The organism is Sinomonas terricola, assembly GCF_034931225.1.
Taxonomy (GTDB): domain Bacteria; phylum Actinomycetota; class Actinomycetes; order Actinomycetales; family Micrococcaceae; genus Sinomonas; species Sinomonas terricola.
Window position 1 is genome coordinate 170,082 of the sequence record NZ_JAYGGQ010000009.1, and the last position, 23,100, is coordinate 193,181.

Sequence of the window (23,100 nt, forward strand, 5' to 3'; positions counted from 1 at the left end):
ACAAGGGAGTATTCGCATGTCCACATTGGGTACAGCCAGACCTACCCCGAATGCGTGGTGGGTCGGCGTCGTCTGCGGCCTGGCCACCTTCGTTGACACCGGCATCACGACCGGGATTCCGATCGCACTCGTGCTGTTCCAGGCGCTCAAGCCCGACATGCCTGGCCTCTCGCCCACCGAGGTCGGCCTGCTCACGGGCGCGCTTACCGCGGGCGTGGCGATCGGATCGCTTGCAGGAGGCCGGCTGGGCGACCACTGGGGCCGCCGCACCGTCTTCCTCATCACGATGGCGCTCACCGCGGTCGGCGCCGCGATTCCTCTTCTTGGCGTGGCTCTTCCGACCCTCCTCCTCGGCGTCTCCCTCATCGGCGTCGGCGTGGGTGCCGACCTCCCCGTGGCGCTCGCGACGATCTCCGAGGCGGCCAACGACCGCAACCGCGGCAAGATCCTCGTGTTCTCGAACCTGCTGGGCGGTTTCGGCATCCTCCTCGCCGTGCTGCTCGCCATCAACTTCGGCGCCGCCGGTCCCGCGGGCGGTCTGGTCATCTTCGGAACCTTCGCGGCGGTGGCCCTCGGAGTGCTCCTGCTCCGCCTGACGATCCCCGAGTCGGCGTCCTGGCTCGCCGCGCGCGACGAACGCCGCGCCGGAATCCACACCGTTCGCGCCGAGCGAGTCCGCCTCCGCGACTTCGGGCATGCCCCGTACCGTCGCCCGTTCTTCACCCTGATCGGCTACTACACTCTTGCCGCGATGGCCACGAGCGTCGCGGGGAGCTTCGGCACCTTCGTCGCGGTCAACGTCACGGGCGCCTCGATCGCGGAATACAACTCATGGACCACCCTGGCCATGCCCGCCGCCATCGTCGCCGCGATCTGGTTCATGGCCGTCGTCGACACGAAGCTCCGGATGTCCTACTACGTCGTGGGCGCCGTCGGCGTCGTCGTCGCGAACCTGCTGCCCGTCATCTTCGGATTCAGCCTTCCGGCACTCATCATCACCACCGTGGCCACGGTGTTCTTCAGCGCCTTCTGCTTCGAGACGATCATGAAGGTCTGGACCCAGGAATCGTTCCCGACGATGCTGCGGGCAACCGCGCAGGGAACCGTCTACGCGGTCTCCCGGTTCGCCACCGCCGGGCTGAACATCGTCACGCCGGCACTCGTCCTGCTCAACCCGAGCGCCCTGTACGTGGGCGTGTCAGTCCTCGCAGGCGCAGGATTCTTCGTCGGCTGGCTCGGGTTCCGGCGGAACGCGCGCAACGAATTCGACCTCGAGTCGGCGCTGGTCTCGTCGCAAGAGGACCTCACCGCGATGTCCGGTGCGGAGGGAGAACGGCCATGACCCTGATCCGGCCCTTTGAGACCGTCGTGGACGGACTCTGCCTGCGTGGCACCCACTACGTGCCGTCGTTGCGCGAACCCCGCGGGACCGCAGTGCTCTTCCACGGCTTCGGGAATTCGCGAGTCGAAACGACCTGCATGTTCGTCACGCTCGCGCGCCGGCTCGCCGCGAAGGGCATCGGGGTGGTCGCCTACGACCGCGCCGGCCACGGAGAGAGCGATGGAGAATTCTTCGACACTTCCGTCTCGCTGGACGTCCGCCATGGGCACCACGTCCTGGCGGCTATCGCTGACCTCGACGCTGTCGATGCAGGCAATCTGCATCTCGTCGGGATGAGCCTTGGGTCGGTCGTCGCGTCCGTCGTCGCGGCAGAGTCGGCGCTGCCGGTCCGCTCCCTGACGATGTGGTCCACCGCCGCGATGTTCGCGGACGAGATCCGCGGCGGCACCCTGCAGGGGAGATCGCTGGAAACCTTGGATTCGGACGGGTACTTCGATTTCCTGGGGATGCGGATGGGCCCGGCGATACGCGACGACGCGGCGTCGTTCGATGTCTACGGCCGGGCGACCGCCTACGCTGGGCCGGTTCGCCTCCTTCACGGGACCGAAGACTTCGTCCCGTTGTCCTACGCCGAGCGCTACCTTCAGGTCTACGACCGCGCCGAGCTGACGGTGGTCGACGGCGCCGACCACGGGTGGGGCACGGTGCACCACCGCGAGCTGGTGTTCTCCCATACGGTGGACTTCATCAGCCATCATGCGATGCGGAGGGTGAACGAATGACGGCGGTAGCGTGCGGTGAAGTCCTGTTCCTGCAGGGCGGGAGCGTCCGCATCGAGGGCCATCTCGAGCTGGTGGCCGCGCAAGGCGGAGTGCGTCCTGTTCGGATCCCTTCGGAGTACTGGTCGAAGTTCCCGCCGTCCGGCGAGAGCTTGCGCGCCATCGCCTCGACTGCGAGCGGCGTGCGTCTCCGGTTGGAAACGACCGGTGCGCGATTGACCCTGCGCGTTCGGTGCACCCACATCCGGTTCGGGGACGCTCCGGGGGCGCGCAATCGCTTCGTCGCCCAGATCGACGGCGTGACGGTCGCGACCGCCGAAGCGCCTGTCGACCACGTGCTGCAAGTCACGATCGCAGGCGACGAAGCGACGACCACGGCACACCGCGACTCGTCTCTCGTCGAGTTCGATTCGCTTCCCGTGGGCGAGAAGACCGTCACGGTGTTTCTCCCGCAAGGCGTGATCGTCGACCTGCTCGACGTCGACGGCGATGCCCCGGTGTCCGCGGCCGCTGAGACCGCCCAGCCCGTCTGGATCCATCACGGCAGCTCTATCAGCCATTGTGTCGAACCTGAGCTGCCGACGAGCGTGTGGCCGGTCGTTTCCGCCGCGATCACTGGCCTCGACGTCATCAACCTCGGCTTCGGGGGCCAGTGCATGCTGGATCCATTTGTCGCGGATGCGATCGCTGCCACGCCCGCCGATGTCATATCGGTCAAGGTGGGAGTCAACATCGTCGGTGCCCGATCGATGGATCAGCGCACGTTCGTCCCGGCACTCCATGGGTTCCTTGACCGCGTTCGGCGAGGGCACCCCGACACCCCGATCGTGCTCGCTTCCTCGATCCTGTGGCCCGGGAGCGACGACAACCCGGGACCGAGCGGTGTCGAGTTCCTTCCCGACGGAGGCGTGCGCTGCTACACCGACGGCGACCCCGCCGACGTCGCCAAGGGGGCGCTCACCCTCGCCAACTCCCGCCGACACGTCGAGCACGTCGTCACCGTGCGGGGCAGCGCCGGCGAGAACATCGCCTACCTCGACGGACTCGCGCTCTACGGGCCGGCAGATCTTCCGCGCCACCCGTTGCCGGACTCGCTGCACCCTGACGCCGACCTCTACGCCGAGATCGGCCGTCGATTCGCTCATTTCGTGTTCGGCGAGGACGGCCTCGTTCCCCGCTCGACGCTGGGGTGGTGATCGCGGCGGCTACGGCGTGGGCGGCTGGCCTGGGCTATGTGTCGCGGAGGCCGGCGTCGGGGAGGCCGGGCTGACAGTGGGCGACGGCGGAACATGGGTCTCGAGGTCCGCGCGCACGAGGGCGACGGCGGCGAGGATGTCCTGCTTCCGGGCTGGGCTGAGCGTCCCTTGCGCCGCGGCGCTGTTGGCCTGGGATTCGATGGCCGTGAGCTCCTCGAGGGCCTCGGCGTAGTGGCCCGCGGCCGCTTCGCCGCGCACGCGCTCGGTCGAGGCCTGGAGGTTCGCCGCGAACTGTGAGTCGAGGTCCGACGGCGCCTGGCCGCAGCCCGCGAGCACTGCCGCGGCGAGGCCGAGGGCCGCGGCGGCGGGTGCGAGACGGAGGGCCTTCGCGTTCACAGGGTCACCGTCACGTCGCGGTGGGCCGACGCGCGGAGGTCGGCCGCGACGTCGTCTCCGCTTGGGCGCGCGGAGGGCTCCCTCGCCGTCATGCGCGGCAGGAGGCCGACCCAGGGTTCGCCGAGCCGTTCCGGCACGCGCGGGTCGCGGAGCAGCCGGGCGACGGCGGATTCGACCGCGCTGCCCGGGAACTCGATGACCCCCGTGAGGCATTCGAGGAGCACGAGGCCGAGCGAGTAGATGTCCGACGCGGGGCCGATCTCCTCGCCGCGGGCCTGCTCGGGGCTCAGGTAGCTCGCGGTTCCGACGGTCGTGTTCGTGAGGGTGAGGCGCGCGCCGTCCGTGACGCGCGCGATGCCGAAGTCCGTGAGCTTCGCGGGCCGGCGTGATCGGGCGCCGGGGGACGCGTCGGGGACGAGGATGTTCGCGGGCTTGATGTCCCGATGCACGATGCCGAGCTCGTGCATGTAGGAGAGGGCTCCGGCGAGGTCGGCACCCAGGCTGCGGACGTCGTCGTCGTCCATGGGCCCCTGGAGGAGCCGACGGCGCAGGTCGGCGCCCGCGACGAACTCCATGACGAGGTACGTGACGTGCTCGGCGCCGTCTTCGGTGACCTCGCGCCCGGCGTCGAACAGCTGGACGAGGCTCGGGTGGCTCAGCCGCGCGAGGACTTCCATCTCGGCGCGCCGCCGCTGGTCGTCCTCGTGGTCGGGGGCGAGCGCGCGGAACGTCTTGACCGCGACCGTGCGGCCGAGGAATTCGTCGTGAGCGCGATGCACTGTCGCCATGGCTCCGCTGCCTGCAACCTCGAGCAGACGATACCGCCCGCCGACGAGGGAGGACTTGAGCCGGGTGTCGCCTTCGGCCACAATCTGCCCTTTCGACCCGGACTGCCCCTGTGATTTCACGGTAGACCCGATGCGGGAAAAAGCTGTGGCGGCGCACCGGCGGGGGTCAAGGCCGTTTTCGCAGGTTTTCGAGGGCATCGAGGACGAGGCTCAGGCCCACCTCGAACTCGTCGGCGAAGTCGTAGCCGCCCGGCACCACGACGGCCCGCATGAACTCCTCGAGGTGCGGAAATCCGGTGCCCGCCGCGCCGTCGAGCAGTGACGACGCGAGCTGCGGTCCGGTCTCGGCGTCGAACGGGAGCGCTTGCTCCTGGACAACGAAGCCGTAGACGAAGGCATCGAGGAGCGCGTAGGCGTGGCCCGCGGCGCGGACGCCGAAACCGGCATCGCGCAGGTAGCCCAGCACGTCGTCGTGGTGGCGCAGGTTCGCCGGGCCGGGCGTCGCGCGCGATTCGAGGAGTCGCAGGGCCCACGGATGACGGCGGAGGGCCAGACGCTGCGCGTGGGCGCGCGAGCTCATCCCCAGCTTCCAATCGGAGCCCGCTGGAAGCGCGATCTCCTCGAAGACCCTGTCCACCATGGCGTCAAGCAGCGCGGTCTTGTTGGGCACGTGGTGGTAGAGGGACATGGCTTCGACACCGAGCGCTTCGCCGAGCCGCCGCATGCTCAGGCTGTCGAATCCGTCTGAATCGGCCAGGGCCATCGCCTTCGCGATGATCTCGTCCCGGGTGAGCCCTGCTCCGCGCCGCGCCGCTCGTGCCATGGTCTCCGTCCCTTGACGTGCTTACAGCGTAAGGCTATCGTTTCTTACATCGTAAGGTTCGCATTGGAGGCCAGCCATGTCACGCGAGACCATCACCGCCATCGTCCAAGAGCGCTACACGAGTGATCCGGCCGCTGCCCTCGTGCTCGCTGAGGGGAAGGCGCCAAGTCCCGGACCAGGACAGGTGCTCGTCAAGGTCGAAGCAGCTGGAGTGGAGCGCGCCGTCTGGCACCTTGTGGCCGGCTTCCCCTACGCGATCCGCCTGGTGAGCGGGCTCGCGCGCCCGCGCGTCCGGGTGCCGGGGCTTGAATTCGCCGGTACGGTCGTCGCAGTCGGCGAGGGCGTCACGGAGGTCGCCGAAGGGGACGCGGTCTTCGGCCCGGGAACCGGCACGTACGCGCAGTACGCCCTGGCAAAGGCCTCCGGCCTCGTGCGCCGGCCCCCTGAGTTGGCTTCCGTCGACGCGGCGGCGCTGCCGGTGTCCGGGTGCACCGCGCTGCAGGCAGTTCGCGACCACGCGAAGGTGGCCTCGGGCGAGCGCGTTCTCGTCATCGGGGCGTCAGGCGGCGTCGGATCGTATGCGGTACAGCTCGCGGTCGCGGCTGGCGCAGAGGTCACAGGGGTCGCGAGCGGCGCGAAGCGCGACTTCGTGCTTGGGCTCGGCGCACGGGACGTCATCGACTACCAACGCGAGGCGATCGACGCGCGGGGAGGGGGGCTACGACGTCGTCGTCGACATCGCGGGAAACCGGCCGCTCCGCGAGCTGCGGTCCGTGATGACGCCGCGTGGACGCCTCGTCATCGTCGGCGGGGAGCAAGGCGGATCGCTCACGGGCGGCCTCGGCCGTCAGCTCCGCGCGCGGCTGCTCGCACGGTGGACCGGGCAGCGGATGGGTGGGATGCTCGGGCGCGTCAGACGGGAAGACCTCACCGTGCTCGCCGATGCCGTCATAGCGGGCAGGCTCCGCCCCGCCGTGACGCGCACCTATCCGCTGGCCGAGGCGGGCAGCGCCCTTGCCGACCTCGGTGCCGGACGGATCTCCGGTCAGGCCGTGGTCGTCGTGGATTCGGCGCCGCGGGATTAGGGGCACGCTGTTCGCGCTTGCGACGGCCTCGAGTCCGCAGGTCCGGCCCGCATCGGCGGCAGAATGCTCAGCGTCGGCCGATGCTGGCGAGGAGATCATCGGCGAGGATAGAGACTGCAACGGCGACCTCTTCGGGTTCACCAACGCCTTCCTCGGCTCGTCCGGCCATGGTGGACCCGAGCGCGTCCGCACCGTTGGCGAACAACGCCGCGAGATGACCGAGCGCCTCGCGGGTGGCTTCTCGGCTGAGCTCGTTGTCGAGCAGGACGGTGAACGCGTCCCGCAGGGTCTCGGTGTCTATTGCTCGGAGAATCCTGTAGGCGTCGTGAGCGTCTTTGTCGTTCAGCCGCGCACGATTGTCGGCTCGTTCGCCCAGCTTGTGCAGCTTGGCCACAAGGAGGGCGGCTGGGCCCGCGACTTTGACTGTGATGGTCCGCCCGTCAGTCGTGTCGAGGGCCTTGACGTCGATTTCGTCGTGGTCGACGAGGGTCGCCTCAAGGCCTCTGGCTCGACGGGCAGCTTTCTTGTCGTGGGGCGGAATGCGCGCGCCGCGGCTCTGCTTGCCGCCCGGTCCTGCGAGTTCTTCGGGAACCATCAGGTCAACAGGAATGCCGTCGACGTCTACCCAAGCTCCTGGCTGGCCGGTAGCCGAAGGGACGAAGCCCGCTTCCCTCATGGCCGTCTCGATCCTCGGGTCATCCGCCAGGCGGCGCGGGTCGAGAGCAACGTCGCTGTCCTTGGTCGCTTCGGCGAGGGCGACGTCGATGCCGCCGGTGCGCAGGTAGACCGCTTGAGCGCCGATGACGATCACGGCATCGCGTTGCTGCGCGAGTGCCTCAAGCGCGTCGAGCAACGCCGTGCGGGCACGGACGAGGAGGTCGGTCGGGTCATCGCCAGGATTGCTCATTGCGCTCCATCCAATCGAGGAGTTCTTCTGCTTCGGACGGCGCCCGTCCCGGTCCGGTCATGAGATCGGCGGCAACCTGCGTGGGTGCCGCTACCTGAAGGCCTTCGAGCGCCGTCACAGTGCGCTCGAGCACGACCGGGTAGGCAGGTTTCGCGATCAGGACGTTGGCGCCTGTTTCGGTAGGGCGCAGTCCCCATTCCATGGCCGCGCGTTCGGCCTCGCTGATGTAGACCATCGCCGAGCGCGCAGGCGCGTAGGACTGCCAGGCCGCGGCTGCGACTGATCCGGTCAGGGCGTAGCTGCCGACGTCAGAGTCGCGCACCCGTTCGAGAAAGGCAGCTAGTCCGCGAGGTGCGATCCAGCGGGTGATCGTGTTGGTGTGGAGGAACTGATAATCCTCGCTCCAGCGCCGAAGGAGGGCCGACCAATCCGGGACGCTGATCAGTCCGTCTTCGCGAGTTGCCAAAGCCTCGGACTCCAGGAACTCGAGCACACGGTAGACCGAACCTGTCGATGCCTTCGATACGCCGACGAGGTCACGGATCTTCCATGGGCCCTTGAGGTCCAGGAGTGCTCGCACGACCTTGGCGGCAGGCTCCCCCTTGAGGGTTCCTCGCGGTCGCCCAGGGCCACGCCAAGGGTCGTTGTCGGCCCCGCGGTCGGAGATGAAGAGACCGGGCGCTTCTGCCCGCACGAGGATGTTGCCGGTCGCGTCCGCGAAGGACAGCCCGGCCTCTGCCAGGCGTTCTCGCGTGGACTTGGACAGGTATTGGGCGACGACCACGCCAACGCTTCCCGGCTGTCGAGCGGTGAGGTTCGCTAGCTGCTCGCGAATCGTCGCAACGTCTCGGGTCTCGAGTAGGCGCTTGGCCTCGACGATCAGGACTGCCTTCGTCCCGTCGGGCGCACGAATCGAGAGCACCGCGTCAGCGCCGCGGTCACTGGTTTCGCGGCCACCAGTCGAGAGCGACCACGTGGAGGGCAGGCGGTCGCGTATCGCCGCGACTCCCGCCGACAGCACGTCTTCCTCAGTTCGTGGTGCCTCCGCACCAGCTCCCACCATGTTCAGATAATAGCGACATTCCGTAATGAACGGAACATGGTGATTTCCCGAACGCCCGAACCAGGCTCATGCCGCCTCTACGGGTGCGCCGCGCGATGACTTGACTGACATGTCCGTAAGACGCCGTGCCCGGCTCTGTTGCGGCCCGCGCCCTACATGCCCGCGTGGTCGAAGGCGACGGTGGGCAGGTCGACGATGTGGGCGCCGCCGTCGGCCACGAGCACCGAGCCCGTCATGTAGGAGGACTCGCCGGAGCCGAGGAAGCGCACGATCGATGCGATCTCGCTCGGTGCGGCCGGCCGGCCGAGCGGGACGTCCGCGGTGACCGCCGCGTACGCGGCCGCGCGGCTCTCGAGGCCCGCGTGGCCCGCGAACTCGTCCATCTCGGCGTCGGCCATCGGCGTCGTGACCCATCCGGGGCACACGGCGTTGACGCGCACTCCGTGCCGGCCATAGTCGCGCGCGAGGGTGCGCGTCAGGCCGATGAGCGCGTGCTTGCCCACCGTGTAGCCAGCCACGGACGGCCCCGCGAACAGGCCCGCGAGCGAGGAGATGACGACGATCTGCCCCCTCGACTCGATGAGGGCCGGGAGGGACTCGCGCGCGGCGACGAACGCCGTCGTCAGGTTCGCGCGCAGCGACGCCTCCCACGCGGCGTCGTCCGTGTCGCCGACCGATGAGAAGCCGTGCCCGCCCGCGTTGGCGACGAGGACGTCGAGGCGGCCGTGCTCGGCGAGGATCGTCGCGAGGCCCTGTTTGACTGACTCCGCGTCCGCGGCATCCATTTCGACGGCGAGCCCGCCGATCGACGCCGCAACCTCCTTGAGCGGGCCGATCCGACGACCGGCGACGACGACGCGCGCGCCTTCCGCCGCGAAGCGCTCCGCGACGGCCGCGCCGATTCCCGTTCCGCCGCCCGTGATCAGCACGACCCTGCCGGCGATGCTCGAACCTGCGGTGCCTGCGCTGTCCATGAGTCTCCTTCGTCCGGGCGCGGCGCATGAGGGCCGCCTGCGTTCTGCTTCCATGGTGCCCCCGCGGCGGCGGCGCGCGGCGGGACTGTGCGCGCTCGGCCAAGGATCCTGCGCGAGAAGACAACGCCCTGCGAGCCCCCGTATCCCGAGGTCTTCCGCGAGACTGGGACGAGGGCCCGAGGAAAGGACGGCGATGCAGGCGATCCGCGACGATCTCACCACACGCGCCGCCTACGTCTCGGACGCGTCCATCTACCGTCGCGTGCCCGCGGCCGTCGCGGAGCCTTCCACGGTCGAGGAGATCCGCGAGCTGCTTGCGCTCGCCCGGGAGCGCGGGTGGCCCGTGACGTGCCGCGGCGGCGGGACCTCGGTTGCCGGGAATGCGATCGGCGAGGGGCTCGTCATCGACACGTCGCGGCATTTCAACCGGATCCTCGCGATCGACCCGGACGCCATGACGGCCACGATCGAGCCCGGCGTGGTCTGTGACGATCTCCAGGCGGCCACTGCCGAATTCGGGCTCGCGTACGGGCCGGACCCCTCGACCCATTCGCGGTGCACGATCGGCGGCATGGTCGCGAACAACGCGTGCGGCTCGCATTCCGTGGTCTGGGGGACCAGTGCGGACAACCTTGTCGCCGTGACGGTCATGCTCGCCGACGGCCGCGAGGTCTCGCTCGAGCGGGGCGGGACGTCGGATGAGCGCGTGACGCGCGAGCTCGAGCGGATCCGGAACCGGAACCTCGCCGTCCTCCGCACCGAGCTCGGCCAATTCCCGCGGCAGGTCTCGGGCTACGGGCTGCACCACCTGCTGAGCGAGAACGGCTTCGACGCCGCGAAGGCCTTCGCCGGGAGCGAGGGGACGTGCGGGATCATCACACGCCTCACAGTGCGGCTCGTGCGCAGGCCCGCGCACACGGCGCTCGCCGTCCTCGGTTTCGCCGACGCGTTCGAGGCCGCGGCCGCGGCACACGCGCTCAGGGTGCCGGGCGTGTACACGATCGAAGGCATGGGCGCTGATCTCATCGAGGCCCTCCGGATGCGGCCCGGGCGCGAGGACGCCGGATCCCAGCTCCCGCGCGGGGGCGGCTGGCTCTACTGCGAGGTCGGCGCGGACACGGCCGACGGCGCGCGGCAGCGGGCGGGGGAGCTCGCGGCCCTCGTGGCGGATCGCGTCGTCGACTCGGCGGTCATCCCGGAGGGCCCGGAGGCCCGCGCGCTATGGGCGATCCGCGAGGCCGGCGCGGGGGTCGCGACGAGGCTGCCCGACGGCGGCGAGGCCTGGCCGGGCTGGGAGGACTCCGCCGTGCCTCCCGCGCGCCTCGCCGAATACCTCCGCGACCTGTACGCGCTCATGGACGAGTACGGCTACTCCGGGATCCCGTTCGGCCACTTCGGCGAGGGCTGCGTGCACCTCCGCATCTCGTTCGACCTCGCGTCGGAGGGCGGCCTGGCACGCTACCGCTCGTTCATCCATGCCGCCGCGGAGCTCGTGCACCGCTACGGCGGCTCGGTCTCGGGCGAGCACGGCGATGGCCGCGCCCGCTCCGAGCTGCTCTCGACGATCTATTCGCCCGCGGCGCTGCGAGCCTTCGCCGAGTTCAAGCGGGTCTTCGACCCCGACGGCGTGTTCAACCCGGGCGTGCTCGTGAACCCCGAGCCGATCGATCGTGGCATCCGGCCCGGGCCCGGGGCGCGGACCTTCGACGTCGCGGCCGTCCAGGCGTTCTCGCGCGACGGCGGGTCCTTCGCGAGCGCCGTGGACCGCTGCGTGGGCGTCGGCGCGTGCCGATCCGACGTCGGCGCGATGTGCCCCTCGTTCCACGTCACGCGAGACGAGGTGCATTCGACGCGCGGCCGGGCCCGCTCCCTCGCCGAGATGCTCCGCGGCGAGTCGATCACGGACGGCTGGAAGTCCAGAGAGACGCTCGAGGCCCTCGACTTGTGTCTTTCGTGCAAGGCGTGCGTTGCCGAATGTCCCGTCAACGTGGACATGGCCACGTACAAGGCAGAGTTCCTCAACCGGCACTACAGGAGCGGGCTCCTCTCCTTCGTCGGCCCGGGCCGGCGGCCCATGGCGCATTTCACGATGGGCTGGATGCCGTATGTCGTGCGGCTCCTGAGCAAGGTTCCCGGTGCCGTCCGGGCCGTCAACTGGCTCGAATCGTTCGGGCCCGTCGAGGCGCTGACAAAGCGGCTTGGCGGGATCGAGCCGCGCCGTCGCATGATCACGTTCGCGACCCAACCGCTCACGGCGTGGCACCGCCAACGGAACGGGGCAGCGCGCGGCGGGGACGCCGTCGTCGGCCGCTCCGGCGACGCCGGAGAAACGGTCGTCCTGTGGCCCGACACGTTCACGAACTTCGCCGCCGACGCGCCAGGCCGCGCCGCCGTCGAGGTGCTCGAAGCCATGGGCTACCGCGTTCTCATCCCGATGGGGGAGGTGTGCTGTGGCCTCACATGGCATTCGACGGGCCAGCTCGGGCAGGCCAAGAGGGCACTGCGGCAGACCCTCGACGTCGTCGCACCGCTGCTCGAGGCGGGTTGCCCGATCATCGGGCTCGAGCCCTCGTGTACCGGGATGCTCACGCACGAGATCACCGAGCTCCTGCCCGACGACGCGCGGGCGGCCAACGTCGCGCAGCTCGCCGTGGGCTTCGGGACGTTCGTCGCCGCGCACCTCGACGCCGGCAAGGCGTGGCCCTTCCGCTCGCTGACCGGCCACGGCGGGGCGGGCGACGGCGGGCCGGCAGCGGCCGTGTGCCAGGTGCATTGCCACCAGAAGGCCCTCGGCGAGGGCGCCCATGGGTACGGACCCGAGCTGCGCGTGCTCGAGCGCCTCGGGGTGGCCACCTCGGTGGTCGGCGGCGGGTGCTGCGGCCTCGCGGGGAACTGGGGCTTCGAGCCGGGCCACTACGAGATCTCGCAGCGGCTCGGGGAGCGCGAGCTCTTCCCCGCGGTGCGCGCCGCCTCCGAGGAGACCATCGTCCTCGCGGACGGATTCTCGTGCCGCACGCAGATCGCCCAGGGCACCGACCGCGAGGGAGTGCACCTCGCGGAGGTGCTGCGCTCGGCGCTGCCGGGGCAGCACCTCCCAGGACGCTGATATTCGAGGCGACGGCTCTCAGACGGTGACGTTCGCGGCGACCTGCGGCTCGGAAGCCGCGTGAAGCCGGCCGCGCTCGCCCGCCATCCCGCTGGCCGAGTGGCCCCCGGGTGCCGTAACGCTCGCTCGGTTCGGCCCTGGCCGATACAGTCAGGAGTGGCAGCGGATGTGGTATTCCGGATGCTGGACCCGGGCGGACACCGTCGTCCGCCAGACCTGTGATGCGTGGCGAGAGAAGAGGAATCGATGCGCGAGAACATCGTCGTCGTCGGAGTCGACAACAGTGACACGGCATTCCGTGCTGCCGAGGCAGCCGCGGAGATCGCCATCGCGTTCGGAGCGCGGCTCCACGTGGTGAGCGCCTTCGAAGACGACCGCACCGAGGTGTACGGCGTCGGAAGCGACAAGTGGATCGAATCGGGAGCTACTTTCGCCGAGCGCGTGGCCAAGAAGGTCGCGTCGGACCTCACGTGGCCGGAGGGCAGGGAAGAGATCAGCTACATCGCGGCGCGGGGCAAGCCGGCTGACGCGATCATCGACGAGGCCGAACGCGTCCAGGCGCGCCTCGTCGTCGTCGGCAATCGGCGCATGCAGGGCCTCGGCCGAATCCTCGGGAGCATCGCGAACACCGTCGCCCACGGTGCCGACTGCGACGTGTACATCGTGAACACGGTCGGCGAAGGAGACTGAGCAAGGCGTTCGACGACGAGGGGCCACGTTCGGCGGGTTGAGCTCGCGGGGCGTGGCCCCTTCTCTGTCGGTCAGCAGTGCGCTTCTCGCGAGGAAGTCCTCTTGAGGGGGACTTCTGGACGAGGAGGGGACTGCGGTTCGACGGTTCAACGGGCGCGGCGACCTGCGCTCAGGAAACGCCAAGCCAGCCTGACGAGCACGGCATAATCGGTACGTGGTCACGCCGACGCCCGCACGCGAACTGGACGAGCTGGACCGGCGGATCGTCGCCGCCCTCCAGGTCAATGGCCGTGCCTCGTGGCGGCGGATCGCCGAAGTGCTCGGCGAGCCGTTCCGGACCGTGACGCGGCGGGGGATCGCGCTCCTCGAATCCGGGACCGTTCGCGTCGCGGGGCTCGTGACGCTCGGCCCGACCCATCTCGTCGAGGTGCAGTGCGAACCGGCGCGCCTCGCGGGGATCGCCGAGGCCCTCGCTGCGGACCCCGATGCCAACTTCCTCTATGCCCTGACCGGCCCGACGCGCCTCATCATGGAGGTCCAGGCGCGGCCCGGCCGCCTGTCGACGCTCGTCCTCGAGGAACTGCCGGCCCTCGACGGCGTCGTGCAGGTCGATGCCTCGCCGGTCATGGAGTACTTCCGCACCGTCGCGGAATGGCACCCTGGTCCCATCTCGCAAGCGCAGGTCGAGGCGCTCCAGGAGGTCGCGCCTCCCCAGACGCGGCCGAGCGCGAGCATCGTGCTCGACGACGTCGACGCGAAGCTCGTCTCGCTCCTCATCTCGGACGGGCGCGTGCCGACGTCGGAACTGTGCGACGCCGTCGGACTCTCCGCGCCAGCCGTGCGGCGCCGCCTCAGCACACTCTTCGAAATCGGGGCCCTGAGCGTTCGCGCGATCGTCGAGCCGGACGACATCGGCCTGCCGATCGAAGCCGTGGTGTGGATCCGCACGTCCCCGACCGAGGTCGCCGAGGTCGGGAAGCTCGTCGCGGCCGAGCCCGGCGTACGGTACGCCGTCATGGCGATGGGGGAGTTCCAGCTCATGGCCAACGTGACGCTTGCGAGCCTCAACGACCTCCGCGGTTTCGTGACCTCATCCGCGTGGGCGTCGCGCGCCCTGGCGCTGCGCAGCTCACTCGTCGTGCACGCGTACAAGCGCGGCGGCGTCCGTATGGCGGCGCGCTAACCTTGGCTCGCGGTTTGACGCAGTGCCCCGCGAACTGGGTATAGTGGAGGCACAACCCCAGCCACCTCGTGGCTGGCCGCGAGGCCCCGATTCGGGGCCTCAGCTTTTTAAGCCCACTCCTCGGGCTTGCAGACGGAGCGGCCGTCCGAAAACTTCACGACATCCGGAAACTGCGAGGCAGACACCGATCCGCGACGGATCTGGCGGACGAGATCGGGCTGACACCCCAGAAGTACCTTGCTCAATCTGTCGGACGGGTACAGGATGCCGACAGGTTTGCCCAGTTCCTTCTTGACCATTCGAATGGGCTCGGCGAGGTCCGAGTCGTTGGTTGCGATCGCGTAGAAGTCCGCTCTCGATTGGCAGGCGTCGAGTAGGAGATGCGATGCGAGGTTCACATCGGAGCCCTTTTCTTCAGTCTTGATGACTTCGACAGTGCGCGGGATCGCCCCGGGGTCAGACAGGGCCATACGAACGTTGTGCACAGTGAACTGTTCCAGATCAAGCCACTTGCCCTTGGTGCCCTTGAGCGCTCGATGGTAGAGATTGAATCCATCGACGTACACGCGTGCGGTCGGCTTCCCCATCTCTCGGTCCTATCGGCCACAAGCGCCGCCCCCGAGTCGAGCAGCCGCCTCAGTTCAGCACCACTCTGACCCGCTCTCAGCGCCCCTCTGGCCAAATGTGACTCTTGCCACTATCGTGGTTCATTGTCTCCATTGAAGTCCGTATATACGGCTCAAAATGAACTCAATCAAAGGTAAGATGACCCATGACGAACGAGTTGGTGTATACCGGGGCGGTTGAGCTGGCCTCGCTCCTCCGCTCCCGGGAGGTCTCCGCCGTCGAGGTGCTCGAAGCTCATCTCGGCCAGATCGACCGCCTCAACCCGCTGGTCAACGCCGTCGTGACCCTCGACGAGGAGGGCGCCCGCGCGGCAGCGGCCGAGGCCGACCGCAAGCTCATGGCGGGGGAGCCGGTCGGGCCGCTGCACGGCCTCCCGATCAGTTTCAAGGACACGGCCCTCACCGCCGGCCTGCGCACGACCTTCGGCCACCCCCGCACGAAAGACTTCGTGCCCGACGTCAGCGACCTCCACGTCCAGCGCATCCTCGACGCGGGCGCGATCCGCGTAGGCAAGACGAACGTCCCCGAATACGCGGCCGGCTCGCACACGTTCAACCGCGTGTTCGGCGTGACCCGCAACCCCTACGACCTCACGAAGTCCGCGGGCGGCAGCAGCGGCGGTGCGGCCGCGGCGCTCGCATCGGGCTTCCAGCCGATCGCCGACGGAAGCGACATGGGCGGCTCGCTGCGCAACCCGGCGTCGTTCTGCAACGTCGTCGGGCTCCGCCCCACCCCGGGGATGGTGCCCAACACGGACGGAAACAACGTCTTCTTCCCGCTCGGCGTCGCCGGTCCCATGGGCCGCACGGCAGCGGATGCCGCGCTCCTCTTCTCGGTGATGGCTGGCCCGGCCGCGGCCGATCCGTTCTCGCACTTCCCGCCGTCGCCTGCCCTCCCCATTGGCGAACCGGAAGACCTCCGGGGCCTGCGGATCGCGTTCGCCCCGACGCTCGGCGGCCGGATCCCCGTCGAGCGCGCGGTGCTCGACGTCGTCGAGGCCCAGGCGCGCGCACTCACCGAGGCGGGCGCCGTCGTCGACCTCGAATGCCTCGACCTCGATGGCTCCGACGAGTCCTTCCGCACCCTGCGCGCGGCCGCGTTCGACTCCGCGTGGGGCGACGATCTCGCGGCCGACCCCGAGCTGTTCAACCACTTCCTCGCGTGGAACATCCGCGAGGGCGCCGCCCTGACCGGGCGAGACATCGTGCGCGCGGAGGAGACCATGACGCGTCTCATCCGCGGGGCCGGCGAGTTCTTCGAGCGCTACGACCTCGTGATCGCCCCCGCGTCGCAGGTCGCGCCGTTCGACGCCGATCTCGAATACCCCAGCAAGATCGAGGGCCACCCGCTCGAGACCTACCTCGACTGGATGCGCGCCCCCTACCTGTTCACCCCGCTGGGCCTCCCGGCCCTGTCGGTCCCGGCCGGGTTCACGCCCGCCGGCCTTCCCGTCGGCCTCCAGATGGTCGGAGCGCGCGGCAGCGACGCCCGCCTCCTCCGCCTGGCCTCGGCCTTCGAGAAGCTCTCCCCCTGCTCGTCCGTTCGCCCCCGCGTTCGTCCCCAAGGAGTTGCTGCCCTGTGAGCACCAGCCTCGCCTCCCCCAAACGGCTCGCGATAGCCCTGACCCCCGTGGTCGGCATCGTCGTCACCCCGTTCCTTCCGTTCGTCTCCACGCCGACCTTCGTGTTCGGCATCCCGGCCGCGTTCGTGTGGATGGCCGCCATGGTCATCGGCACCGTCGTCGCCCTCCAGATCGTCGAGCGCAGCTACCTGCGCGACGGCGGCGCGGCCCTCGACGCCGCGGAAGAGGCGCTCGACGCCGCGCGCCTCGCCCGCCTCGAGGCCCACCCGCACGAAGGGGAGGGCCACTGATGCTTCCCGTCCTCATCGTCGTCGGCATCATCGGGATCGGCGCGATCGGCGTGTGGTCCCGCACCCGGCAGACCTCGCTCGCAGGCTGGACCGTCGGCAAGCGCAACCTCCCGCGCTGGACCACGTGGTTCCTCCAGGCCGGCGAGTCCCTCACGACGTTCAGCTTCCTCGGCCTCGCCGGCATCGCGTACGGGGGCGGCGTGGCCGCGCTCTTCGCCGTCGGCTACCTCACGATCGCGTGCTCGCTCCAGTACTTCATCACGCCGCGCCAGCGCCAGCTCGGCGCCCACCGCGGCTACCTCACGATGGCGGACTTCTTCCAGGACCGCTTCGGCAGCCGGACCCTCGGCAAGACCGTGGCGCTCGTCGGCGCCGTGTTCCTCATCCCGTACCTCCAGCTCCAGATCACGGGCCTCGGCCTCATCGTCCAGCTCGCGACCGGCAGCGCCGACGCGAGCGGCTACAGCATGATCGTGGCGAGCGTCCTCGTCGTCGTCTTCGTCATCTGGGCCGGCATCCGCGGCCTCGCGCGCGTCGCCGTCTTCAAGGACTTCGCGATGGTTGCCGCGCTCATCATCGTGCTCGCGGGCGTCATCGCGGGCGTGGGCGGGGTCCCGGAGGTCGTCTCGAAGGTCAACGCGATCTCCTCGGGCTACTTCACGATCTCCCGCCCGGGGCTCGACTCGACGTTCTGGGTCAGCTCGGTCATCGTGACCGGCATCGGCGCGGGCTTCAACACGTTCCCGCACCTGTGGCCCCCGGTCCTCGCCGCGAAGAGCAGCGCCGTGCTGCGGAAGAACTTCACGTGGATCGCGATCTACCAGCTGAGCCTCTTCATCCCGATCCTCACGGGCCTTGCGGGCATCCTCATCCTCAAGCCCAAGACGCCGGGAAACAACGTGCTCCTCGGGGTCGCGCAGCATACCCTGCCCGAGCCGCTCATCGCCGTCATCGCGATCGGCGGCGCGGCCGCGGCCATGGTCCCCGCAGGCGCCATCGCGATGGGCATCTCGCTCCTCGTCTCGCACAACCTGCTCTCGGTCAAGAACCCGAAGCTGCGGTTCCGCATCAACCACGTGATCGTCGCGATCGCCGTCGGGCTCGCGCTCGCGTTCGGCCTCGCGAAGTCGGACATCGCGTCCCTTCTCCTCCTCACCTATGGCGGCCTGACGCAGTTCGCCCCCGCGATCGCGTTCGCGAACGCCCGCCGCGTGCGCGTGCACGGCATTCCCGTGGTCCTCGGCATTCTGGCCGGCACCATCTCGGTCGCCGTCATCACGTTCGGTGGCATCAAGACGGGCGGCATCGACTCGGGGCTCATCTCGCTCGCGCCGAACCTCATCGTCCTCGCCGTCGCCGAAGTCGTGCGCCGGGCCGCCTTCAAGGGCCAGCCTCCCGTGCCGCCCGAGGCGGAAGAGGCGAACGACGACGGCGCCCGCCTCGCCGCGCGTCGCGTCGCCGTCGAGGGGACCAGCGCGTGACGCCGGCTCACTCGGCCCCGCGCGCGGGCAGCGCGGGCCCGCTTGAGGGGACTCTCGTCGTCGACCTCTCCCGCGCGCTCGCCGGACCCCACGCGGGCATGATGCTCGGCGACCTCGGCGCCCGCGTCATCAAGGTCGAGAACCCGAACGGCGGCGACGACACGCGCGGCTGGGGGCCGCCGTTCGTCGATGCTCCCAACGGCCGCGAGGGCCGCGAATCTACGTACTTCCTCTCGTGCAACCGCAACAAGGAGTCCATCACCCTCGATCTCAAGGATGGCGCGGACAAGGAGCTGCTGCGCGAGCTCGTGCGGCGCGCGGACGTGCTCGTGGAGAACTTCCGGCCGGGCACGCTCGACCGCCTCGGCTTCAACCCCGCAACGCTTGAGGAGCTCAACCCGCGCCTCGTGGTCCTCTCGATCAGCGGGTTCGGCCACGACGGGCCCGAGGGGCAGCGCGCGGGCTACGACCAGATCGCGCAGGGCGAGGCCGGCCTCATGTCCCTCACCGGGTCCGGGCCGGACGATCCGCAGCGCGTCGGCGTGCCGATCGGCGACCTCCTCGCCGGGATCCACGGCGCGTACGGGGTGCTCGCGGCGCTCCTCGAACGCGAGACGACGGGCCGTGGGCAGGTTGTGCGGACGTCGCTGCTTTCCTCGATCGTGAGCGTGCTCGCGTTCCAGGGCACGCGGTGGACCGTGGGCGGGCAGGTGCCTGCCGCCCAGGGCAACCACCACCCCTCGATCGCGCCGTACGGCCTGTTCCGCTGCGCGGGCGGCGCTGTGCAGATCGCGGTGGGCTCGGAGGGGCTCTGGGCCCGCTTCGCGGGCGCGTTCGGCCTCGACGCGGCCGATCCCCGCTGGGGGGACAACGCGACGCGCGTCCAGCATCGGGCCGAGCTTGTCGGGGCCGTCGAGTCGGCATTCGCGGCCTTCGGCCCGGACGAGCTGCTCGCGAAGCTCGGCGAAGCCGGCGTCCCGGCCGGGCGCGTGCGCTCGCTCGACGAGGTGTTCGCGTGGGAGCAGACCCGCAGCCAGCACCTCGCCCTCGAGCTTGAGCACTCGAGCCTCGGGCGCATCGAGGTGCCCGGCGGGCCGCTGCGCTTCTTCCGTCCCAACGGCACCGAGACGACGCGTCTCGACCACGCCGCCCCGCCGCGGCTCGGCGAGCACGACGAGAGCGTGCGCGCCTGGCTCGGCGTGGTTGAGGGCCGGTCCGTCCTCGCGGGGTCGGAGGTTCGGTGAGCGCGCCCACGCAGCTCGGCGTGAGCCCCGACGCCGCGCCGTCGCGGCGCCTCGGCGCGATCGAGTTCCTGCGGCAACTCCTCGACCCGGGAACCTTCCTCAGCTGGGACGTGGCAGCGCCTTCTCATGCCGCTGCGCCCGTCGCTTACGCCGCGGACCTCGAGCGCGCGCGCGACCAGACCGGCGTCGACGAGGCCGTCCTCACGGGCGAGGGCCGCATCGCGGGCCGGCCCGTCGCCGTCGTCGTGAGCGAATTCGGGTTTCTCGGCGGCTCGATTGGGAAGAACACGGCCGACCGCATCGTCGCCGCGATCGACGCCGCAGGGCAGCGCGGCCTCCCGCTCGTCGCGGGCCCCGCCTCGGGCGGGACGCGCATGCAGGAGGGAACGCCCGCGTTCCTGCAGATGGTCCGCATCACGCGCGCGCTCGGCGAATTCACGGCGAGACGCCTCCCGTACCTCGTGTACCTGCGCCACCCGACGACCGGCGGGGTCTTCGCCTCGTGGGGCTCGCTCGGCCACGTCACCGTGGCCGAGCCTGGTGCGCTCGTGGGCTTCCTCGGCCCCAAGGTCTATGCGGGACTGACCGGGGAGGACTTCCCGCGGGGCGTTCAGACCGCCGAGCACCTTTTCGAACATGGAACGGTCGACGCCGTTCTCGACGCCGCGGGCTTCCGCCGCCTCGCGGGGGAGGTGCTGGGGATCCTGGGCGCGCCGGCGCTTGAGACGGACGACGACGGCGCCCGCCGCGCGTCGTCGTCGGCCTCTGCGGGGCTGTCCCCACGCCCAACGCGTGGCCACCTCTCACCCAACCCGCGGCCAGATCTCGCGCAACGCGTGGCCACACGCCCCGTCTCGGGGGGACCCGCCGCGCCCGGGCGACCGGTGTGGGACTCCGTCCTCGCAACCCGCGAGCCCGCGCGGCCGGGGCTCCGCGAACTTCTCGACGCGGGCTTCGCGCGCGTGGTCCGGCTGCGCGGAACCGGCCGCGGGGCTGGCTCGACGAGCACCGCCGTCGTGCTTGCCGAACTCGCTGATGCTTCGGGGAAGGGGCGGCCGGTCGTCGTCGTCGGACAGGACCGCGCGGCCCAGCGCGAGGGGCACGTGCTCAACGCCGCGGGCCTCGCCCAAGCGCGCCGCGGCATGCGGCTCGCCCAGGCGCTCGGGCTCCCACTCGTGACGGTCATCGACACGCCGGGCGCCGAGCTCTCGGTGCGGGCCGAGGAACAGGCCATCGCTGGCGGGATCGCCGACTGCATCGCCTCCATGCTCGCGTTGAGCGTCCCCACGGTGGCGGTGCTGCTCGGCGAAGGCACGGGCGGGGGCGCGCTCGCGCTCGCGGCTTCCGCGCGGACGGTCGCGGCGGAGAACGCATGGCTCGCGCCACTCCCGCCCGAGGGAGCGAGCGTGATCGTGCACGGCGTGCCGTCGCGCGCGCCCGAGCTCAGCGCAGCTCAGCGGATCAGCGCCCGAGAGCTCTTCGAGGACGGGTACGTGCATGAGCTCGTGCCCGAAGACGCGGAGCTCCCGGTGGCCGTGGCCCTCGCGGTCGCGCGTCAGCTCGCGGCGCAGGGATAGGCGTAGGCACTCGTCCGGAGAGCTCATCGGCGGTTCGCGTCGTGGGCGCATGCCCCCGGCATCGCAGTGACAAGGAGCTGCTTCATGGCCTCCAGAGCCAGCGGAGCGCGTCGGGGAGCAAGGCGCCCGCGTGGTTGGGGCTATGGCCGCCGTCGCCGAGGACGAGCCGGAAGTCGTAGCCGGCCTCGGCGAGGGCTGCTGCGACGCGGAGGTTGTTGGAAAGCCAGTTCCCTTGAGGCTCGTTCCAGCGCAGGTCGCGGTGCCCGGCCTGCAGGAAGATGCGAAGCGGCTTGGCGGGCGTGGCCGGGATGAGCTCTGGATAGGGGTTGCCGCCGGGCATCTGCGCGAAGCTCGAGAGGAATCCGATGACGCGGCGGAACCTGTCGGGGCGCAGCCATGCTGCGGTGAACGCGCAGTTGCCGCCGCTGCTGCCGCCGCAGATTCCCCACGCGTCGGGGTCGTCGGAGAGGCTGTAGCGTTCCACGACCTGCGGGATGATTTCTGTCGCCAGAAAAGTGGCGTAGCTGTTGTCGAAAGCGTCGTATTCGGTGTTGCGGTTCTTCGGCTGATTCGCGCCGAAGAAGACCCCCGGGTCGACGAAGATCCCGATCATTGGCGGGATCTCGCCGCTGTGTACGAGATTGTCGAGGACGATCCCGGCCCTGACTTCCCCGTCCGGGTCGAGGTACCACCACCCGTCCTGGAACACCATGACGGAGGCGGGCTCGGCAGGGTCGTACGCGGCCGGGACATGCACCCAGACCCTGCGCGAGGTGCCCGGATAGACCGTGCTCCGCGTCCACTCGAGTTCGACCGTGGTGCCCGCGGGCACCCCAGGGCGCACGGAGGAGCCGGGGCCTCGCAGGTAGCGGACATCCGACTGGTCAATCGGCAGGGGCTGAAAGGGCAGCTCGATCGTCACAACGGACACCCTAAGGCGGCGATAACCACGTTCGAGCCATTCGGCAGCGCCGTACACATCTGTGACGACAGCCGTCCAGCTGCACGCTGAGGGATCTGCACGCCGACGTTCAGTGGCTCGCCCATGTAGATCGCTCGAGGCCAAGGCGCGGGCGCCGATCGATCCTCAGTGCTCAGCGCCCCGTGACCGAGAGGTCGCATGGGGTCGAACGCCCCAGTGTCGCGCGGGGGCGGAGAAATAGCGCAAGGAGTTTGAGATGCAAGAAGCGCTGACGAACGGTCTGAGCACGATCGCCGATTTCGTTCCGAAACTAGTCCTGTTCCTCGTGATCCTCGTCGTCGGGCTCCTGATCGCCCGGCTCATCGCCAAGGGCCTCTCGATGCTGCTGCGACGGCTCGGCTTCGACCGCCTTGTCGAGCGCGGCGGGCTCAAGCAGATGCTCGCGAAGTCCTCGATCGACCCGACGGAGATCATCGTCAAGGTCGTCTACTACGCGATCGTGCTCATCGTGCTGCAGTTCGCGTTCGGGGTCTTCGGCCCGAACCCGATCAGCGCGCTCCTGACCACGATCGTGGCGTTCCTGCCCAAGGTCGTCGTCGCACTCGTGATTGTCGTGGTCACGGCCGCGATTGCCAACGCCGTCCGCGGCCTCGTCTCCGGTGCGCTCTCGGGCGCCTCGTACGGGCGCGTGCTCGGCACCATCACGTACGTGGCGATCCTAGCTCTGGTTGTCATCGCGGCGCTCAACCAGGTGGACATCGCCGTCACCGTCACGACTCCGGTGCTCATCGCCGTCCTCGCCACAGTGGCCGGGATCGCCATCGTGGGCATCGGCGGCGGTCTCATCGGCCCCATGTCCCGCCGCTGGGAAGGCTACCTCTCCCGCGCCGAGACCGAGGCAGATCAGCGCCAGGCCGCGACGGACTCGCGTTCCCAGTACTGATCCGGCAAGCGCGGAGGAGGGGCGGGGGGGGGGCGCCCCCCCCCCCCCCCCCCCGGGGGACGGGGCCGGGGTGCAGTGCCCGGAACGGTGTTGTGCCAGGGC

Annotated in this window: 21 protein-coding genes and 1 pseudogene; 14 read left to right on the forward strand and 8 right to left on the reverse strand. The window is 69.9% G+C overall.

Translation table 11 applies throughout. The features are described 5' to 3' along the window. Nucleotides 1-16 precede the first annotated feature (16 nt). Genes SPF06_RS12945 through SPF06_RS12955 form a run of 3 tightly spaced genes read left to right on the forward strand, consistent with a single transcriptional unit; the run spans nt 17 to nt 3,317 of the window. Nucleotides 17-1,342 carry an MFS transporter gene (locus SPF06_RS12945; protein ID WP_323279492.1) on the forward strand — a complete coding sequence of 442 codons (1,326 nt, stop codon included), beginning with the start codon at nt 17-19 and terminating at the stop codon, nt 1,340-1,342. Then, nucleotides 1,339-2,124 (forward strand): alpha/beta hydrolase, encoded by a 786-nt coding sequence (locus SPF06_RS12950; RefSeq protein WP_323279493.1) that lies wholly within the window; start codon nt 1,339-1,341, stop codon nt 2,122-2,124. The genes SPF06_RS12945 and SPF06_RS12950 overlap by 4 nt, the downstream gene beginning before the upstream one ends. Continuing rightward, nucleotides 2,121-3,317, forward strand: coding sequence for a GDSL-type esterase/lipase family protein (locus tag SPF06_RS12955; RefSeq protein ID WP_323279494.1), 1,197 nt, complete (start codon nt 2,121-2,123; stop codon nt 3,315-3,317). Before SPF06_RS12950 ends, SPF06_RS12955 begins: the two co-directional genes overlap by 4 nt. Before the next feature lie 9 nt (nt 3,318-3,326). On the opposite strand, the gene SPF06_RS12960 is transcribed toward SPF06_RS12955, so the two are convergent. From SPF06_RS12960 to SPF06_RS12970, 3 genes are all read right to left on the reverse strand, one after another. Continuing rightward, a complete protein-coding gene (locus SPF06_RS12960; protein WP_323279496.1) occupies nt 3,327-3,713 on the reverse strand; it encodes a hypothetical protein in 387 nt (128 codons plus the stop codon). Next, entirely contained in the window at nt 3,710-4,582 is an 873-nt protein-coding gene (locus SPF06_RS12965; protein ID WP_323279497.1) for a serine/threonine-protein kinase, read from the reverse strand. Before SPF06_RS12965 ends, SPF06_RS12960 begins: the two co-directional genes overlap by 4 nt. A gap of 85 nt (nt 4,583-4,667) precedes the next feature. Further along, a complete protein-coding gene (locus SPF06_RS12970) occupies nt 4,668-5,324 on the reverse strand; it encodes a TetR/AcrR family transcriptional regulator (RefSeq protein WP_323279498.1) in 657 nt (218 codons plus the stop codon). 76 nt (nt 5,325-5,400) lie between these two features. Between SPF06_RS12970 and SPF06_RS22135 the strand changes: the two are divergent. Then, nucleotides 5,401-5,706, forward strand: a pseudogene (locus SPF06_RS22135) (alcohol dehydrogenase catalytic domain-containing protein); the annotation flags it as partial. A 271-nt stretch (nt 5,707-5,977) separates the two neighbouring features. Continuing rightward, on the forward strand, nt 5,978-6,409 hold the full coding sequence (locus SPF06_RS12975; RefSeq protein ID WP_323279499.1) for a zinc-binding dehydrogenase: 432 nt from the start codon (nt 5,978-5,980) through the stop codon (nt 6,407-6,409). A gap of 67 nt (nt 6,410-6,476) precedes the next feature. Here SPF06_RS12975 and SPF06_RS12980 read toward each other — a convergent pair whose 3' ends face one another. From SPF06_RS12980 to SPF06_RS12990, 3 genes are all read right to left on the reverse strand, one after another. Beyond that, nucleotides 6,477-7,316 carry a GSU2403 family nucleotidyltransferase fold protein gene (locus tag SPF06_RS12980; protein ID WP_323279500.1) on the reverse strand — a complete coding sequence of 280 codons (840 nt, stop codon included), beginning with the start codon at nt 7,314-7,316 and terminating at the stop codon, nt 6,477-6,479. Then, nucleotides 7,297-8,337: a hypothetical protein gene (locus SPF06_RS12985; RefSeq protein ID WP_323279501.1), complete on the reverse strand. Its 1,041-nt coding sequence runs from the start codon at nt 8,335-8,337 to the stop codon at nt 7,297-7,299. The genes SPF06_RS12980 and SPF06_RS12985 overlap by 20 nt, the downstream gene beginning before the upstream one ends. Nucleotides 8,338-8,531: 194 nt before the next feature. After that, entirely contained in the window at nt 8,532-9,353 is an 822-nt protein-coding gene (locus SPF06_RS12990; RefSeq protein ID WP_323279502.1) for an SDR family NAD(P)-dependent oxidoreductase, read from the reverse strand. Nucleotides 9,354-9,546: 193 nt separating this feature from the next. Between SPF06_RS12990 and SPF06_RS12995 the strand changes: the two genes are divergently transcribed. The 3 genes from SPF06_RS12995 to SPF06_RS13005 all read left to right on the forward strand — a co-directional run bounded on the left by SPF06_RS12995 (nt 9,547) and on the right by SPF06_RS13005 (nt 14,332). Then, nucleotides 9,547-12,459 (forward strand): FAD-binding and (Fe-S)-binding domain-containing protein, encoded by a 2,913-nt coding sequence (locus SPF06_RS12995; protein WP_323279503.1) that lies wholly within the window; start codon nt 9,547-9,549, stop codon nt 12,457-12,459. Between the two features lie 246 nt (nt 12,460-12,705). Continuing rightward, nucleotides 12,706-13,149 carry a universal stress protein gene (locus tag SPF06_RS13000; protein ID WP_323279504.1) on the forward strand — a complete coding sequence of 148 codons (444 nt, stop codon included), beginning with the start codon at nt 12,706-12,708 and terminating at the stop codon, nt 13,147-13,149. Between the two features lie 214 nt (nt 13,150-13,363). Beyond that, entirely contained in the window at nt 13,364-14,332 is a 969-nt protein-coding gene (locus SPF06_RS13005) for an Lrp/AsnC family transcriptional regulator (RefSeq protein WP_323279505.1), read from the forward strand. A 107-nt stretch (nt 14,333-14,439) separates the two neighbouring features. Here SPF06_RS13005 and SPF06_RS13010 read toward each other — a convergent pair whose 3' ends face one another. Further along, nucleotides 14,440-14,919 carry an NYN domain-containing protein gene (locus tag SPF06_RS13010; RefSeq protein ID WP_323279506.1) on the reverse strand — a complete coding sequence of 160 codons (480 nt, stop codon included), beginning with the start codon at nt 14,917-14,919 and terminating at the stop codon, nt 14,440-14,442. A gap of 185 nt (nt 14,920-15,104) precedes the next feature. Here SPF06_RS13010 and SPF06_RS13015 point away from each other — a divergent pair, with 185 nt between their 5' ends. Genes SPF06_RS13015 through SPF06_RS13035 form a run of 5 tightly spaced genes read left to right on the forward strand, consistent with a single transcriptional unit; the run spans nt 15,105 to nt 21,133 of the window. Further along, entirely contained in the window at nt 15,105-16,541 is a 1,437-nt protein-coding gene (locus tag SPF06_RS13015) for an amidase family protein (protein ID WP_323279507.1), read from the forward strand. Next, nucleotides 16,538-16,831, forward strand: a complete 294-nt coding sequence (locus SPF06_RS13020) for a hypothetical protein (RefSeq protein WP_323279508.1) — start codon at nt 16,538-16,540, stop codon at nt 16,829-16,831. Before SPF06_RS13015 ends, SPF06_RS13020 begins: the two co-directional genes overlap by 4 nt. Next, nucleotides 16,831-18,312, forward strand: coding sequence for a sodium:solute symporter family protein (locus SPF06_RS13025; protein ID WP_323279509.1), 1,482 nt, complete (start codon nt 16,831-16,833; stop codon nt 18,310-18,312). The genes SPF06_RS13020 and SPF06_RS13025 overlap by 1 nt, the downstream gene beginning before the upstream one ends. Beyond that, a complete protein-coding gene (locus tag SPF06_RS13030) occupies nt 18,309-19,556 on the forward strand; it encodes a CaiB/BaiF CoA transferase family protein (protein ID WP_323279510.1) in 1,248 nt (415 codons plus the stop codon). Before SPF06_RS13025 ends, SPF06_RS13030 begins: the two co-directional genes overlap by 4 nt. Continuing rightward, nucleotides 19,553-21,133, forward strand: a complete 1,581-nt coding sequence (locus tag SPF06_RS13035; protein ID WP_323279512.1) for a carboxyl transferase domain-containing protein — start codon at nt 19,553-19,555, stop codon at nt 21,131-21,133. Before SPF06_RS13030 ends, SPF06_RS13035 begins: the two co-directional genes overlap by 4 nt. 82 nt (nt 21,134-21,215) lie before the next feature. On the opposite strand, the gene SPF06_RS13040 is transcribed toward SPF06_RS13035, so the two are convergent. Continuing rightward, entirely contained in the window at nt 21,216-22,055 is an 840-nt protein-coding gene (locus SPF06_RS13040; RefSeq protein WP_323279514.1) for an alpha/beta hydrolase, read from the reverse strand. Nucleotides 22,056-22,311: 256 nt separating this feature from the next. Here SPF06_RS13040 and SPF06_RS13045 point away from each other — a divergent pair, with 256 nt between their 5' ends. Next, nucleotides 22,312-22,998: a mechanosensitive ion channel family protein gene (locus SPF06_RS13045; protein ID WP_323279515.1), complete on the forward strand. Its 687-nt coding sequence runs from the start codon at nt 22,312-22,314 to the stop codon at nt 22,996-22,998. The last annotated feature ends 102 nt before the right edge of the window (nt 22,999-23,100 follow it).

Coding starts and splice junctions, on each gene's coding strand:
- SPF06_RS13045 (WP_323279515.1), top strand. CDS start 22,312: ATGCAAGAAGCGCTGACGAACGGTCTGAGCACGATCGCCGATTTCGTT.
- SPF06_RS13025 (WP_323279509.1), top strand. CDS start 16,831: ATGCTTCCCGTCCTCATCGTCGTCGGCATCATCGGGATCGGCGCGATC.
- SPF06_RS13000 (WP_323279504.1), top strand. CDS start 12,706: ATGCGCGAGAACATCGTCGTCGTCGGAGTCGACAACAGTGACACGGCA.
- SPF06_RS12970 (WP_323279498.1), bottom strand. CDS start 5,324: ATGGCACGAGCGGCGCGGCGCGGAGCAGGGCTCACCCGGGACGAGATC.
- SPF06_RS12990 (WP_323279502.1), bottom strand. CDS start 9,353: ATGGACAGCGCAGGCACCGCAGGTTCGAGCATCGCCGGCAGGGTCGTG.
- SPF06_RS12980 (WP_323279500.1), bottom strand. CDS start 7,316: ATGAGCAATCCTGGCGATGACCCGACCGACCTCCTCGTCCGTGCCCGC.
- SPF06_RS12950 (WP_323279493.1), top strand. CDS start 1,339: ATGACCCTGATCCGGCCCTTTGAGACCGTCGTGGACGGACTCTGCCTG.
- SPF06_RS13015 (WP_323279507.1), top strand. CDS start 15,105: ATGACGAACGAGTTGGTGTATACCGGGGCGGTTGAGCTGGCCTCGCTC.
- SPF06_RS12945 (WP_323279492.1), top strand. CDS start 17: ATGTCCACATTGGGTACAGCCAGACCTACCCCGAATGCGTGGTGGGTC.
- SPF06_RS13010 (WP_323279506.1), bottom strand. CDS start 14,919: ATGGGGAAGCCGACCGCACGCGTGTACGTCGATGGATTCAATCTCTAC.
- SPF06_RS12955 (WP_323279494.1), top strand. CDS start 2,121: ATGACGGCGGTAGCGTGCGGTGAAGTCCTGTTCCTGCAGGGCGGGAGC.
- SPF06_RS12995 (WP_323279503.1), top strand. CDS start 9,547: ATGCAGGCGATCCGCGACGATCTCACCACACGCGCCGCCTACGTCTCG.